11 protein-coding genes are annotated in these 14,463 nt (G+C 49.5%); 3 read left to right on the top strand and 8 right to left on the bottom strand.

Annotation, left to right across the window (positions count from 1 at the left end; all coding sequences use genetic code 11):
- Positions 1-378: 378 nt before the first annotated feature.
- The 3 genes from asnS to purB all read right to left on the bottom strand — a co-directional run bounded on the left by asnS (position 379) and on the right by purB (position 4,524).
- Positions 379-1,776 carry an asparagine--tRNA ligase gene (gene asnS / locus ACTTKA_RS10955; RefSeq protein WP_442725063.1) on the bottom strand — a complete coding sequence of 466 codons (1,398 nt, stop codon included), beginning with the start codon at positions 1,774-1,776 and terminating at the stop codon, positions 379-381.
- Positions 1,777-1,798: 22 nt separating this feature from the next.
- Positions 1,799-3,097 (bottom strand): pseudouridine synthase, encoded by a 1,299-nt coding sequence (locus ACTTKA_RS10950; protein WP_442713990.1) that lies wholly within the window; start codon positions 3,095-3,097, stop codon positions 1,799-1,801.
- Between the two features lie 83 nt (positions 3,098-3,180).
- The gene (gene purB, locus ACTTKA_RS10945) at positions 3,181-4,524 is read right to left on the bottom strand and encodes an adenylosuccinate lyase (RefSeq protein WP_442725062.1); all 1,344 of its coding nucleotides are present in this window, start codon (positions 4,522-4,524) and stop codon (positions 3,181-3,183) included.
- Between the two features lie 355 nt (positions 4,525-4,879).
- On the opposite strand from purB, the gene ACTTKA_RS10940 reads away from it, so the two are divergent.
- Together ACTTKA_RS10940 and ACTTKA_RS10935 are read left to right on the top strand one after the other, a co-directional pair.
- Positions 4,880-7,252, top strand: coding sequence for a DUF2339 domain-containing protein (locus ACTTKA_RS10940; RefSeq protein WP_442725061.1), 2,373 nt, complete (start codon positions 4,880-4,882; stop codon positions 7,250-7,252).
- Positions 7,224-8,417 carry a hypothetical protein gene (locus ACTTKA_RS10935; protein WP_442725060.1) on the top strand — a complete coding sequence of 398 codons (1,194 nt, stop codon included), beginning with the start codon at positions 7,224-7,226 and terminating at the stop codon, positions 8,415-8,417. The genes ACTTKA_RS10940 and ACTTKA_RS10935 overlap by 29 nt, the downstream gene beginning before the upstream one ends.
- Position 8,418: 1 nt before the next feature.
- Here the strand turns inward: ACTTKA_RS10935 and ACTTKA_RS10930 are convergent, their stop codons facing one another.
- Positions 8,419-9,369 (bottom strand): glycosyltransferase family 2 protein, encoded by a 951-nt coding sequence (locus tag ACTTKA_RS10930; RefSeq protein ID WP_097530986.1) that lies wholly within the window; start codon positions 9,367-9,369, stop codon positions 8,419-8,421.
- Positions 9,366-10,127, bottom strand: a complete 762-nt coding sequence (locus ACTTKA_RS10925; protein WP_314748639.1) for a hypothetical protein — start codon at positions 10,125-10,127, stop codon at positions 9,366-9,368. The genes ACTTKA_RS10930 and ACTTKA_RS10925 overlap by 4 nt, the downstream gene beginning before the upstream one ends.
- A gap of 126 nt (positions 10,128-10,253) precedes the next feature.
- Between ACTTKA_RS10925 and ACTTKA_RS10920 the strand changes: the two genes are divergently transcribed.
- A complete protein-coding gene (locus ACTTKA_RS10920) occupies positions 10,254-11,717 on the top strand; it encodes a sodium:solute symporter (RefSeq protein WP_314748638.1) in 1,464 nt (487 codons plus the stop codon).
- A 134-nt stretch (positions 11,718-11,851) separates the two neighbouring features.
- On the opposite strand, the gene creD is transcribed toward ACTTKA_RS10920, so the two are convergent.
- The 3 genes from creD to ACTTKA_RS10905 form a co-directional block, all read right to left on the bottom strand.
- A complete protein-coding gene (gene creD / locus ACTTKA_RS10915; protein WP_014225473.1) occupies positions 11,852-13,252 on the bottom strand; it encodes a cell envelope integrity protein CreD in 1,401 nt (466 codons plus the stop codon).
- Between the two features lie 90 nt (positions 13,253-13,342).
- The gene (locus ACTTKA_RS10910) at positions 13,343-13,657 is read right to left on the bottom strand and encodes a winged helix-turn-helix domain-containing protein (protein ID WP_014225474.1); all 315 of its coding nucleotides are present in this window, start codon (positions 13,655-13,657) and stop codon (positions 13,343-13,345) included.
- Entirely contained in the window at positions 13,654-14,304 is a 651-nt protein-coding gene (locus tag ACTTKA_RS10905) for a hypothetical protein (protein ID WP_442725059.1), read from the bottom strand. Before ACTTKA_RS10905 ends, ACTTKA_RS10910 begins: the two co-directional genes overlap by 4 nt.
- Between the last annotated feature and the right edge of the window lie 159 nt (positions 14,305-14,463).

The following is a 14,463-nucleotide window of genomic DNA, read 5'->3' as shown; positions in this document are numbered from 1 at the left end:
AGGGCTTCGAGTAAGATGATTTTGTCTTTTTGAGTTTTACCGGACAGCAATAATCGAGAATAAGGGGCATGTCGACGTTCAATATCCGGAAAAACAGCAGAAATTAGAACAGTTCATCCACTCTCTCGATGATGAGGAAAATCCTGTAATCATACTCTATAAACTAAAAAAATAGAAAGGAATAAGAAACTACTCTGAAGATTATAAGGTGCTTTTGAGTAAGGGAAGCTCTAAAATCAAAATGTCCTGACGAGGTTCATTGTGTTCCTGACCTGTATCCGAACCAAGTTAAGGATATTTCCGTGAAAGCAAATATAATCCCCCCTTATTTTATTCGTGTTCTTCCGAACACAAGAAGAGAATAAGGGGGGGATTTTTTTAAAACTCTGCGTTCTTCGGGGTGCGTGGGAACGGCATCACATCACGGATGTTAGACATTCCGGTGACGAACAGCAATAACCGCTCGAAGCCCAGTCCAAATCCGGCATGAGGACACGTTCCGAATTTACGGGTGTCGAGATACCACCACATATCCTTCATCGGGATGTGAAGCTCTTCAATGCGTTGGAGCAGTTTGTCGTAGTCTGCTTCACGCTCCGAGCCTCCGATGATTTCGCCGATCTTCGGGAACAGTACATCCATGGCACGTACTGTCTTCCCATCTTCGTTCTGTTTCATATAGAAGGCTTTGATCTCTTTCGGATAATCAGTCAGAATGACGGGGCGTTTGAAATGCTCTTCCACGAGGTAGCGTTCGTGTTCCGAAGCCAGATCGGCTCCCCAATACACGGGGAATTCAAATTGATGTCCTTTGGCTACAGCATCTTCGAGGATGCGTATGCCTTCCGTGTAGGCCAGACGTACGAAATCGTCTTTCAACACGCTTTCCAGCCGGTTGATCAGTTCCTTGTCGAACATATCGTTGAGGAATTGAATATCGTCGCGGCAATGGTCTAAAGCCCATTGCACACAATATTTGATAAACTCTTCCGCGAGGTTCATGTTCTCTTCGATCTCGTTAAAAGCCACTTCCGGCTCAATCATCCAGAACTCGGCCAGGTGGCGCGGAGTGTTCGAGTTTTCAGCACGGAACGTAGGTCCGAACGTATAGATGGCTCCCAGTCCCATGGCCGCCAGCTCACCTTCCAACTGTCCGGAAACCGTCAGGCTGGCTTGCTTGCCGAAGAAATCGTCGTCGTAATTAACGGACCCGTCTTCGTTCTTTTTCACCTGCTTCAGGTCTTGTGTCGTAACCTGAAACATTTGCCCAGCGCCCTCGGCATCGGAGGCCGTGATAATAGGCGTATGGAAGTAGAAGAAGCCTTTCTGATGGAAGAACGTGTGAATGGCCATAGCCATGTGGTGGCGGATGCGGAATACGGCGCCGAAGGTGTTGGTGCGGGGGCGCAAGTGAGCGATCTCCCGCAGGAATTCGAGTGAATGTCCCTTCTTCTGCAACGGGTATGCGTTCGGGTCGGCTGCGCCGAGCAGTTCGATTTGATCGGCCTGCACCTCGACCTGCTGTCCTTGTCCCTGCGACGGTACGAGCTTTCCGCTGACACGAATACATGAGCCGGTCGTAACCTGTTTCAGGTTTTCTTCGCCCAGCTTCTCGATGTCCGCAACCACTTGCAGGTTATGAATCATTGTACCGTCGTTCAATGCGATAAAAGTCACCTGCTTACTGCCTCTTCGCGTACGTACCCATCCGCAGACATCTACATTCGTGCCGCACGTTTCGCCTTTTAATAGGTCTGTAATTTTTGTTCGTTTCATTGTTAGTTATCTCCTGTAATACTTATTCAAATGCTCCCATACGTAAAGCATTTACTTCCTGTTCGTTCAGATAGCGCCACTTGCCACGGCCCAGATTCTTTTTCGTCAGTCCGGCAAAATAAACGCGGTCGAGTTTGGTCACGTGATAGCCGAGTGCCTCGAACATACGGCGTACGATACGGTTTCGTCCCGAGTGAATCTCAACCCCGACCTGTTTTCTGTCGGTTTCGCTGGCGTAGCTGATTGCATCAGCATGGATTTCTCCGTCTTCCAGCTCCAGACCGGTAGCCAGTTTCTCCATATCTTCGACCGCTACATCTTTATCTAACCACACGTGGTAGATTTTTTTCTTTTTAAACGACGGATGCGTCAGTTTCGATGCCAGATTACCATCGTTCGTCAACAACAATACACCGGTCGTGTTGCGATCCAGACGACCGACGGGATAGATGCGTTCGTGGCAGGCATTCTTAACCAAATCCATGACTGTGCGGCGGTTTTGTGGGTCATCCACCGTTGTCATGCAGTTTTTCGGTTTGTTGAGCAGGATATAAATTTTGCTTTCGATGCGCACCGGTTGGTCGTGAAACATGACCTGATCTTGACGCGTAATCTTTGTGCCGAGTTCTTTCACGACCTCATCGTTCACTTTTACGACGCCGGCCTGAATAAATGTGTCTGCTTCGCGACGTGAACATACGCCGGCATTGGCCAGAAATTTATTCAAACGGATCGGTTCGTTCGGATCGGTCAGTTCTTCTTCGTATTTTACCTGCTTTTGGAAGTTGAATTTCATGTTCGGGCGCGCGCCTTTCTTAACCTGTTTCTTCGGTTTGCCTCCGGGACGGTTGTTGTTGCCGGGTACTCCGGGACGCCGCTCGTTGTTTTTCGGAGTACGGAAGTGTCCGCCTTCGTTTCCTGTGCGTGGTACATAAGGACGCCGTGGTCTGCCCTCGGGCGATTGCGAATAGGATGGCATATAAGGCTGACGTTCGTTGCCTTCCGGATCTGCTCCGCGAAGCGGCCGTTCTTCTTCCTGTACATAATGATCGGGCTGCCGATAGGAGGGTCTTTCCGTGAAAGGTCTACCATACGAAGGCCGGTTATAGTCGGCCGTACGGCTGTCCTTGATTCGCGGACGACGTTTGGCGACCGGGCGGCTTGCTCCTTCCATCTGGTAGCCTCCGCCATCTCTCGTAGCGCGGTAAGCAGGCTTTCGCTCTTCTTTTCCGCTGTGCGGAACACGGCCCCGTTGATCTTGATTTTCCGGGTTTTCATTTTCTGGACGAGGTTGGCGTCCGTCTTTTTCTTCTATATCCATACTGAATAGTAATAATTGATTGTTAAACGTATTACACAGTCTCCCGACTGTTTTTAAATGGTTATTCTATTTTTGCTTTCGTTTTATATTCCTGTATAATTATGTGGCGTTACGGCTCTCAATTCTTGTTTTACGGCCTCGCTCAAATCGAGGGAGTCGATAAATTGTGCAATCGATGAGGCTGTAATCGCTTCGTTTGTGCGCGTCAATGCTTTCAGCGCTTCATACGGTTGGGGATACCCCTCACGGCGCAGAATGGTTTGAAGGGCTTCGGCTACGACAGCCCATTGCGCATCCAATTCGCGTGCTACGGCATGCTCGTTCAACAGCAGTTTGCCGAGTCCTTTCATCAGACTCTTAAGTGCGATCTCAATATGAGCCAGCGGTACACCGATATTGCGCAATACGGTCGAGTCCGTCAAGTCTCGCTGTTGCCGGGAGATAGGCAACTTCATACTCAGATGCGTAAGGATCGCATCGGCCACACCGAGATTACCTTCGGCATTTTCGAAATCGATCGGATTGACCTTGTGCGGCATTGCCGACGAGCCGACCTCACCCTCTTTAATCTTCTGCTTGAAATATTCCATCGAGATGTACTGCCATACATCCCTACAAAGGTCGATCAGGATCGTATCGATGCGTCGCAAACCGTCGAAGAGAGCCGCCAGATTGTCGTAGTTCGATATTTGGGTTGTCCATGCTTCACGCTTTAGTCCGAGGGTTTCTTCCACAAACCGATTTCCGAATTGCTGCCAGTCATGTTTCGGATAAGCCACATGATGAGCGTTGAAGTTGCCCGTCGCTCCGCCGAACTTGGCCGAGATGGGCACGGCTTTGAGCTGCGCCAATTGTTGTTCCAACCGATAGACAAACACCTGAATCTCTTTCCCCAGACGGGTAGGGGAGGCGGGTTGCCCGTGCGTTTTCGCGAGCATCGGAATGTCTTTCCATGCTTCGGCATATCCTTTTAGTTTGTTGATCACCGCTTCGATACCGGGGAAATAAACTTCGGTCAAAGCCTCTTTCAACGAAAGAGGAACAGCGGTGTTATTCACATCCTGCGAAGTCAGTCCGAAATGAATAAATTCTTTGTATTCCTGTAGCGAGAGCACATCGAATTGTTCTTTAATGAAATATTCGACAGCTTTCACGTCATGATTCGTTGTCTGCTCGATTTTTTTTACACGCTGTGCGTCATTGTACGAGAAGTCAAGATAAATCTTCCGCAAGGCTGTTTTTACATCGTCCTTATTCAAGGCTTGTACAGGCGGCAAAATTTCCGCCAACAAACAGATGTATTCAATTTCAACGCGTACACGATACTTAATCAGCGCAAACTCCGAAAAATAGGCAGCCAGCGCTTCTACCTTGTCCCGATAGCGTCCATCTACCGGAGATATAGCTGTCAAAGCAGAAAGAGTCATTCTTTATAGTAAAATTGAAGTGCAAAGATAGCGCTTTTCTGTAAATAACAATAACAGTGTATGCCATAAAAAATCGACAGAGACTGACGTATTCAAATGACTTTGTTGGAACGGTATTCTCCGTAGAGCTTATTAGGCTTTCCGTTGATGCCGGGAAATCTCCGTAGAGTTTATTAGGCTTTCCGTTGATGCCGGGAAATCTCCGTAGAGTTTATTAGGCATTCCGCTGATGCCGGGGCATTCCGTTCTCCATCGGATTTTGATGTGTCAGCCCTGTTTTTTTATTGTGCCGGGATAAAATATCGGCTTTTTTGTCTATGTTTGCTCGGTAAATAACGAATAAAAAGAAAAACGTATGGATGAATTTGGAATTATTCTGTTTCTGATTCTACTTTTTATAATCTTGCCGATTATTGGCTGGGCAATACTGCTTGGACGTATCGGCGAGGTCTCGAAACGGCTTCTCTCGATGGAAGCGATGTTGGAAAAATTGTTGGAAAAGAAGACGGATACATCGACCGAAGAAGAGGTGGTGGCTGTGCCTGTTGCGCAACGTTCAGTCGAGCCTCCGGCCGCTCCCCCGCAGATGGACAACCTGAGGGAAGAGGTCGAAGCACGTGAATATATAAGCGTAGCGCCACCTCCTCCGCCACGGGAAATCATGACTCCTTCCGCACCTGTGCCTCCGCCTTCTGCACCGGTCGAGGTCGCTCCGGTCATAGAACCGCCGATGCCTGCCGCTTCGGCTGTTCCTCCCGCACCGAGGCCGGTGAAAAAGATAAACTACGAAGAGTTTATCGGCGGAAACCTGTTCGGCAAAATCGGTATCTTCGTGCTGGTTGTCGGTATCGGCCTGTTTGTGAAATACGCCATTGATAACGAGTGGATCAACGAAGTGTCGCGAACGATTCTGGGCTTCGCCACAGGCTCCGGTCTGCTGGTTATTGCCGCAAGGCTTCAGAAGAAATACCGTGCTTTCAGTTCGTTGCTGGCCGGTGGCGCTTTTGCCACGTTCTATGTCACTGTAGCCGTGGCGTACCATTATTATCAACTGTTCTCTCAGCCGGTCGCTTTCGTGATTCTCGTCGTGCTGACCGTATTTATGGCTGTGCTTTCCGTTCTGTACGACCGGCGCGAGCTGGCCGTTATTGCCCTCTTCGGAGGGTATATCGCTCCCTTCCTGACGAGCAGCGGCGATGGCAATTACATGGTATTGTTTTCTTACATCGCCATCCTGAACCTCGGTATGTTCGTGCTGTCGCTCTTCAAAAAGTGGGTCGAGCTACCCATGATTTCGTTCTTCTCGACCTGCCTCATTATGTTCGTGTTTCTGATGAATACGAGCGTGATCGACCCCAACATGGCGTTGCGGTTACTTCTTTTCGCTTCGCTCTTCTACGTGATCTTCCTCTTGCCTCTGCTCTCCATCCTGCGTAACGACCGGGGATGGCTGTGGACCAATCGAATGCTTTTGGCAACCGTCGTGCTGAATAACTTTGCTTACATGGGGTTCGGCCTGTTTTTTATCGATAAACTATTGCTCCCGATGAAGATCGACGGGTTGTTGCCGCTTGGTATCGCTATCGTTAATATGGCTGCCATTTTGTGGTTGCGAAAACGCCGACTCGAATATCAATTTCTGCTTCATACGTTGCTTGGCGTTGTGCTGACTTTCGTCTCCCTTGCTGTCCCTGTTCAGCTCGAAGGCACGTTCATCACCCTCTTCTGGGCCTCTGAGATGGTGTTGCTCGGATGGCTTTACGCCCAATCGAAAGCGCGGATGTACGCATACTTTTCCTTTATCCTCATACTGCTTACGTTGGTTTCATTCGTGATGGATATCGCTCCTTACGCAATCGGTCTGACGGAAGGGCAAACGATCTTTGCCAACAAATTGTTTGTTACGAATGCTTTTGTTTGCTTGAGTTATCTGGCGCTCGCCGTGCTGATAAGCCGTTATCGTGAAGCGTTCGATAAAACGTATATTCTGAGATATACGCCGGGCAATGCCGTGCTAATCCTGCTTTCCGTCGTTCTCGGAAATATGGTGGTGGTATGGGAGATGTCCCGTTTTACCGTTGCGGAAAGCCATATTTTGCTGTTTCAGACGAGTTATATCCTCTTCTTGAGCATCGTCTTGTCACGACGTTTCCGGCTCGGTGCGGGTTGGTCGTGGGCGTACTTTTCAGGGATGCTCGTCAGTGCCGCGCTTTATGCCTACGCCATTTTGCCTTACGAGGCCGAAAGTGGCCGTACGGCATGGATGATTCTTGCAACGGTCGTGGCCGAACTGGTGTGGGGCGGTGTCCTCTACTATCGGAATACGCCGGCACGAAGCTCGGCCAGCAACGGTTTTACGATTTACCTCAGCTTGTTGGCTACGGCCACGTGGACGCTCGCTGTGCGTCACCTGCTGTATACCGTCGGATGGGACGACAGCTTGAGCGCTGGCTTCTCCATCGCTCTGTCGGTGGCCGGGTTTGCTCTGATGACCCTGGGGATGCGGAGACACCTTAAGACGCTTCGGATATTGAGCCTCGGCGTGTTTGCCGTGGTGCTCGGTAAATTGCTGATCGTCGATGTCTGGACCATGCCGATGGCAGGGAAGATTGCCGTATTTATTTTGCTTGGTGTCATTCTTCTGCTGCTGTCTTTTCTGTATCAAAAACTGAAAAACGTATTGTTTAGTGATGAACGTGATGAAACCGAAAAGGAAGAGAACAGGTAAGGCTGCACTTACCGGTCTCCTGCTGTTGTTTTTGGGCAGCGGGATGATGGCGCAAACGTATCGCGCCACCTTGCCTCCCGTGGAGGCGGACAGTTTTTATGCCATCGATTTGCCGGCTCCGGTGATCGGCGCAGCCCGTGACGATCTGGCCGACCTGCGTATTCGTGACGAGTATGGTCGAGAGGTCGCGTATTTTGTGCGCGAAGCAACATCCGTCAGTCGAGGCCGTGACTTCGAACCATATCCCATCGAGCTGATCCGTCGAACGTTCCAGACGGATATCCGGATTCAAACGGATGGTGAACGTATTTCGTCGTTTACGGTACGGGTGAAACATGCCGATACCAACAAGAAAGCCATTCTCAAAGGCAGCAATGATGGTGAAAGCTGGTATGCGGTGAGAGATCGCTTCCGGTTCTCGGAGCAAGCGGAGGTGCGCGGGACGGAAGCGTTGCTGACCGTTTCGTTTCCGGTTTCCGACTATCGTTATTATCTGCTGTCGATAAACGATTCGCTGTCGGCACCGCTGAACATCCTTTCCATCGGACGTAACGGAGCGGGAGATACCCACATCCGTCACCTGATGAAGATACCCGCCACACATTATGCCTTGCGTATCGATAACGCTCGGAAGCAGACGGAGTTGACGTTGGCTTTTCCCTATCCTTATCGCTTTGAAGACGTGGTGTTTTACATTTCCGCTCCCGAAGATTACGATCGGGCGGTATGGTTGGCCGGTACGAAAATCGGGCGATTGCGCTCCGAAGCCGGCAGTGCACAAGCTCTTCCAAGTCTGCCGCACAGCATGGATACGTTGCGTTTCCGGATCGCGAACGGCGATGACCAACCGCTCCGAATCGATTCGGTTGCCGCGCGGATTGTCCGTCGTTATGTGGTGGCGCAACTCAAAAGAGGACGTTACACATTAACGTATGGCGATGCCGTAGCCCATGCGCCGCAATATGACTTGACGTTTCGTAAACGTGTGTCGGATGATCTGCCGCATCTATCCGTCGTCTCGATCGAACGTATCGGCGATTCGGACGAGCCTCCTCATCCGTGGATGGTCTTTCTGAAGACATACGGCGTATGGATCGTTATCGCTCTCGTAACGATACAACTTCTCTATATGGTTTGGCGGATGATGCGGAAGAGCGAAGGATGAATCAATCGGTTTCGTTGTCCGTATAGTTTCGCTTCTCGTCGATGATATATTCCGGCCGGTTCTTGATCTCGTCGAAGAGCACGCCGATGTATTGTCCCAGCACGCCGATAGTAAGCAGTTGGACACCTCCGAAAAAGACGACAACGGTCATGATCGAAGTCCAGCCTGTTTCGGCATTGCTAAACCCGTACAACTTGCCGAGCATAAACCAGATTGCCAGAATAATACCGATGATGACGGCGATAAATCCCAAGCCCATAGCTAATCGCAACGGTTTCTTCGAGAAATACAGTAAGGCGTTTGACGCAAATCGGATCATTTTGCTCAACGGGTATTTCGTCTCGCCGGCCACGCGTGCCTTGCGCTCGTAATAGAAAGGTACTTGTTTGAAACCGATCCAGCTGACCAGTCCTCGGATGTATTTGCCATGTTCGCGCAGTCGGTTGAACTCGTTCATAATTTTCCGGTCGATCAGGCGAAAGTCGCCCGTGTCGAGCGGAAATTCAACTTCGCTCATCCGGTTCATCGTCCGATAGAACAGACGGGCGGTAAAGAGTTTGAAGAAACTTTCCTTGTCGCGTGAGCGACGCACACAATAGACGCTGTTCGCCTGTTCTTTTTCGCGTAGTGCGAGGATGTCCGGAATCAGTTCGGGCGGGTCTTGCAGGTCGGCGTCCATGATGATAGCCAAGTCGGTATGACAATTTTTGATGCCGGCCGAGACAGCCGGCTGATGGCCGAAGTTACGGGAAAAATGAAGTACTTTGACACGTCGGTCTGAGGCTGCGAGTTCGTCGAGTATCATGCGTGTTCTGTCACGGCTTCCGTCGTTGACGTAGATGATCTCGGCATCGCATGGTAGCGTGTCCAAAACGGCCTTGGTGCGTCTGTACGATTCGCGAAGAACCTCTTCTTCGTTAAAACAGGGAATAATTACAGACAGACTTTTCATTCTTCCTTGTCCGATGTGTTGTTTTCATTCTTTTCGCCGTGGATGATCCGGGCGATCTCTTCATCGTTCAACTCTTTTACATTCGTGACGGTAAAAGCTTTGGACAGGAAGTCGCCATATTGGTTACATTCCCCGACAATGGTTTCGATCAGTCGTTTGATATCGGTATGTATCGGCATCAGTACGAGCAGATCGGCATAGGTTGCGTGTACGGTCAGTCGTTCGATGTCGCAATCCGCGTTCTGCATGGCGAAAGCAAACTCCCGCTCAATCACGTTCCGCTGATAATCGAGAAACGGTTTGTTCTCATTTGCTTGAAGAAGGAGGAAAAAACGAAGTTTTTGGCCTTTGCCTCCCAAGCCCGTCGAGATATAAATCTGCTTCTCTTCCGAGAGCTCGGACTCCAGCATGATGCGACTTTCCATCAGCGCCATGTAGGCCCAGTCGGTCAATTCGGGATCGGGCGACTGCACGTAGCGTTCCAGTCTGCGGTACGACTTAACATCCTTCGAAACGGCGAATATGGAAAGGATACGACGTTTGTATTCCTCCGTCGATTCGGGATTGTAGAGGTCGCTCTCGAATTGCTGAAAGTCTTCTTCCGTCCATGGAACCGCTTCTTTCCTCAGTCGGTCGGAGAACTTGAAATACTGCAATTGCTTCTCTACCGGAACGCGTTGTTCAAGCACATGAAAATCTCCTTCCGTCTCCGACAGGAATTTTTGAAATTGTTTGAATTCACCCGGTTGTTGCATCATTTGTCCTCCGTTTTTTTTCTGAACCGAACACAAATATACGACATTTTTGCCAAATCGGGAAAAAAGCGTAGTTTTGCCTGCAAAAATAAAATCGCAAAAAACTAAAGCAAAAAATACGCAACTTCTATGAGCAGTCAGCTTATTCTTCTGATTATTGTCGCCTATTTTGGTCTGTTGTTGTTGATCGCATGGATAACGGGACGTAAGAGTTCGAGTAACGATGCTTTCTTTTTGGGAAACCGTAAGTCGCCATGGTATATCGTGGCCATCGGAATGGTGGGTTCGTCGCTCTCGGGGGTGACGTTCGTCTCGGTGCCCGGCTGGGTACGCCAGATCGATATGACGTATATGCAGACGGTGCTCGGCTTCTTCTTTGGTTATGTGTTGATTGCGAATGTGCTGCTCCCGCTCTACTACAAGTTGAGACTCACCTCCATTTATACGTATCTCGAAACGCGTATCGGACGGCGAAGTTACAAAACAGGGGCTTCGTTCTTCCTGCTTTCGAAGATTATCGGTGCGGCCGCACGCCTCTATCTCGTGGTACTTATCCTACAGACCTACGTATTCAGTACGTGGAATATCCCGTTCGGGGTTACGGTTATCGTCAGTATCCTGCTCGTCTGGCTCTATACCTACCGCAGTGGGGTGAAGACGATTATCTGGACCGATACGTTACAGGCACTCTGCCTCGTCGGGACGCTTGTGGTGATTATCTGGCAAGTAAAAGATCGGATGGGATTGGACATGACCGGGATGTGGCAGACCGTTACGGACAGTCCCCATTTCCGCATTTTCGAGTGGAACGATTGGGGTAGTACGCAGCATTTTGTAAAACAGTTTTTTAGCGGGATATTCATTACGATCGTGATGACCGGGTTAGATCAGGATATGATGCAGAAGAATCTTTCGTGTAAGAGCCTGAAGGATGCGCAGAAGAATATGTACACTTACGGATTGGCTTTTACACCGATCAATTTTCTGTTCCTCTGTCTCGGGGTCCTGTTGCTCACGCTCGCTGCACAGCAGGGAGTTACGTTGCCGGCTTCGGGCGATGACATCCTCCCCATGTTCTGTACTTCCGGCATTTTGGGAAGCACGATTTTGATCTTTTTTACTATCGGGATCATTGCGGCGGCCTTCAGCAGTGCTGACTCGGCGTTGACGGCGCTCACCACCTCATTTTGCGTCGATATACTCGGTATCGAAAAAGAGCAGGCCAAGAAAGCCAAGCAGACACGTATGAAAGTGCATCTGTTTATCTCGGTGCTGTTCGTTATCATTATTATGATATTCAAAGCGTTGAATAATCGCAGTGTGATCGATGCGATTTATGTCATTGCTTCTTACACCTACGGACCGCTTCTCGGACTTTTTGCTTTCGGGCTGTTTACGAAGCGTCAGCCGATCGACCGTTATGTTCCTTATATATGTATCGCCTCGCCCTTGATTTGTTTCGCTCTCGAACAACTGGTGTTGCGCGTTACGGGTTACCGCTTCGGGTACGAAATGTTGATGATTAACGGTTCCATCACTTTTGCCGGGCTGTGGCTTACTTCGCTCTGGAAAGTGAAGGAACGAACTGTCTGATTCCATCCGTCCGGGAAACGAAAAAGAAACGGGCTCCCGCGCTTACCTCGAGGGGAGGTTCCGAAACATTTTGTCTCGATACCTCCTCCGGAATAAAAAGGGATTGCTCGCTGTTGGAAGGTCGCATTCGGTACTTATTCCCGGCCGCTCCAGTCGATACGTTGCGACACGTACATGACAACCGCAAGAATCACAAACAACCCGATACTTCCTGCAAGCAAGGCATATGTCTCCATTTGTATCAGTACGAAAACATACACGTACAGGCAGGTCAGCAGTGCACCGACAGTCAATGCCGTGCGTTTGATTTTCAGTATGCCGGCCATATAGCATGTGATCAGCGACACGGTCATGGCCGATGCCACGGTATAAGCTGTCGTAAAGCCCGTATGCTCCGAGATGGAGATCAACAGTGAATAGAACAGGCATAATGCCAACCCGATAAGCAGATACTGAAACGGGTGTACCTGTTTCTTTTGCAGCACTTCGACGAAGAAACTGACGACAAACGTGAGCAGGATGATCAGCATCGCATACTTGACCGAGCGCATCGATTTTTGATAATGTTGCACAGGCATCAGCATGTCTACGCCGAAGACCGATTGATCAACTTCGTCGTTCCAGTTGTCCTCGGTTAGCACCTGTGGGTAGTTGCGGTTCAGGTGCATCACTTTCCAGTCGCTCGTAAAGCCCGTTTCCATTACATTGCGATGATCGGGCAGGAAGGCACCGGTGAAACTTGGTGTCCGGCAGTCTGAGGTCAGCGCTACACTCGTCGTCTTACCGAGCGGAGCGAAATAGAGCGACTCCGATCCTTTGAGTTGCAGTCTTACGGAGAACGACACAGTTTGCCTGCGGCTGAACAGAGGGCGAACATCCGCCTTACACGATACGCCCGAGGTTAGCAGCTGGCTATGCGGAATACCCGGATTGAAAACCAGCGTCTGTTCCCCGAAAGTCATCGTTACCTGTTCTTCGATACCGCGCAGGTCAGACATACCGATGTTGATCATCGCCTCATCTAATTGCAGATCGTTCAGGCTGCCTCCCGAAATGCTCAGGTCTTCAGGCAACACGAATGTCCCTTTCATCTTGATGGGGGAATTATAGACGATGACTTCGTACAGACCGCGCTTCAGTTCTTCCGTTCGGATGTCGCCGGTGATCTCGAGTGTTTCGGGCAGTACATTGATGACGCTGATGATTTTCTCAGTTTTCCCGTCACTATCCATTCTGACGACTTCTTTGAACGGGATGGTCAGCACGGGGCCGAGCACGGTCTGCGCGCCGCTCCATTTCTGATGTACCTCGTCGGTCGCACTTTCGGCCGTTCGCTCTCGCTCACCGATCAGGTTTTCGATCATCATCATCGGGATCATCAGCAGTACGGTCAATACTCCGATCAATGTTACTTTGATGAACATCCGCCAATGCGGAGGTAAATTCAACCTGTCTCTGACAAGAGGAGGAACTTCATGCCGGGAGACTGTCGGATTGTGTTCTGCTTGCGAATTGATTTTTTGAGTTTCCATCATTTTTTTCTTTTTTTACTTGTTTATATTATGGATAAATTAATGCTTGTATATGAAAAGAACTTTGAATTGCAAAGTTGATATGTAAAAAAATTATTTTTGATATGGTTTCATCCGTTCTTTCAGGAAGGCTTCGAGGGCGTTGATGTGGGCGATGAATGCTTCACGTCCGCTCTTCGTGATGGCAAATGTCGTATTCGGTTTACGTCCGATAAACTGCTTGCTGCTCTGAAGATAGCCGAGCGCTTCCAGACTGCGCATATGACTGGCCAGGTTACCGTCCGTCAACTCGAGCAGCGATTTCATCGTGACGAAATCGACCGATTCGTTGGCCATCAGTACGGACATGATGCCTAACCGCACCTTGCTTTCAAACGCTTTGTTCAGATCTTCCGGTATCGGTTTCATCGGGTGGGGGTAGGCCGGTCGTATTTGAGATGAAAGAAAATGCCGTAAACGATGTGAAAGACTCCGAAGCCCATGGTCCAGAATAACAAGGCGTGTCCTTCGACAAAGCTGTCGGCCAGACCGAGCAGCAGTTCGGCATAACCCAGATAGCGCGTATTCGAATACGTATAACTCGAGGCATTGATTAAAGCGATGCCGTAGAAAATCAGCATGACTGACGAGGTCAGTCCGTAGTGCTGTTTCCAGATCAGCGAGAGGCAGAGAATACCGCCTACAGCGAGCGGCAGAAAAAAGTTCAGTAACATCCGTTGGGCTGTACGGTCGAACACAAAACGTTGTCCGCTCCGTTGGGCTTTCCGTCGTGAGAAAAAGAATACTGTGGTGAGACACAGCACAACGAGTACTGCCGCAAAGATCAGCATTAACTGCATACGATAAGGCGTGTTGACCTGCAGGCGCGGAAACGAAAGCAGATCTTGCGACCATCCGCCCGTACCGCCTAGCATGTAATACGCTACGACAGCCGAAATGCACGCATACGCACCGACTAAAATGGCCGATGCACCGCTTAAACTCAAAACCTTCGACGATTTCTCCATCAAAGACCTGATTTCGTTTAAGGTATTGAATACTTCTTTATTTTCCATCTTTTAAAAGTGCTTTGCGGCGCAAAGTTAATGCAAATATTTAAACCGACAAATAAAATCGGTTAAAAAGATTGGAAACAGGTTTATCCCAAATTACACGATACATTGTTCGGCGTTTACCATTAATAATGGATGTGCGAATGTACGACAATGGTTACG

The sequence above is a fragment of the Tannerella sp. genome (assembly GCF_052170195.1).
Taxonomy (GTDB): domain Bacteria; phylum Bacteroidota; class Bacteroidia; order Bacteroidales; family Tannerellaceae; genus Tannerella.
This window is presented reverse-complemented; position numbering and strand designations above follow the sequence as displayed.

What these genes read in the sequence shown, in the direction of transcription:
- ACTTKA_RS10935 (WP_442725060.1), top strand. Translation starts at nt 7,224, where the DNA reads ATGAAACCGAAAAGGAAGAGAACAGGTAAGGCTGCACTTACCGGTCTC.
- ACTTKA_RS10920 (WP_314748638.1), top strand. Translation starts at nt 10,254, where the DNA reads ATGAGCAGTCAGCTTATTCTTCTGATTATTGTCGCCTATTTTGGTCTG.
- creD (WP_014225473.1), bottom strand. Translation starts at nt 13,252, where the DNA reads ATGATGGAAACTCAAAAAATCAATTCGCAAGCAGAACACAATCCGACA.
- ACTTKA_RS10930 (WP_097530986.1), bottom strand. Translation starts at nt 9,369, where the DNA reads ATGAAAAGTCTGTCTGTAATTATTCCCTGTTTTAACGAAGAAGAGGTT.
- asnS (WP_442725063.1), bottom strand. Translation starts at nt 1,776, where the DNA reads ATGAAACGAACAAAAATTACAGACCTATTAAAAGGCGAAACGTGCGGC.
- purB (WP_442725062.1), bottom strand. Translation starts at nt 4,524, where the DNA reads ATGACTCTTTCTGCTTTGACAGCTATATCTCCGGTAGATGGACGCTAT.
- ACTTKA_RS10925 (WP_314748639.1), bottom strand. Translation starts at nt 10,127, where the DNA reads ATGATGCAACAACCGGGTGAATTCAAACAATTTCAAAAATTCCTGTCG.
- ACTTKA_RS10950 (WP_442713990.1), bottom strand. Translation starts at nt 3,097, where the DNA reads ATGGATATAGAAGAAAAAGACGGACGCCAACCTCGTCCAGAAAATGAA.
- ACTTKA_RS10910 (WP_014225474.1), bottom strand. Translation starts at nt 13,657, where the DNA reads ATGAAACCGATACCGGAAGATCTGAACAAAGCGTTTGAAAGCAAGGTG.
- ACTTKA_RS10940 (WP_442725061.1), top strand. Translation starts at nt 4,880, where the DNA reads ATGGATGAATTTGGAATTATTCTGTTTCTGATTCTACTTTTTATAATC.
- ACTTKA_RS10905 (WP_442725059.1), bottom strand. Translation starts at nt 14,304, where the DNA reads ATGGAAAATAAAGAAGTATTCAATACCTTAAACGAAATCAGGTCTTTG.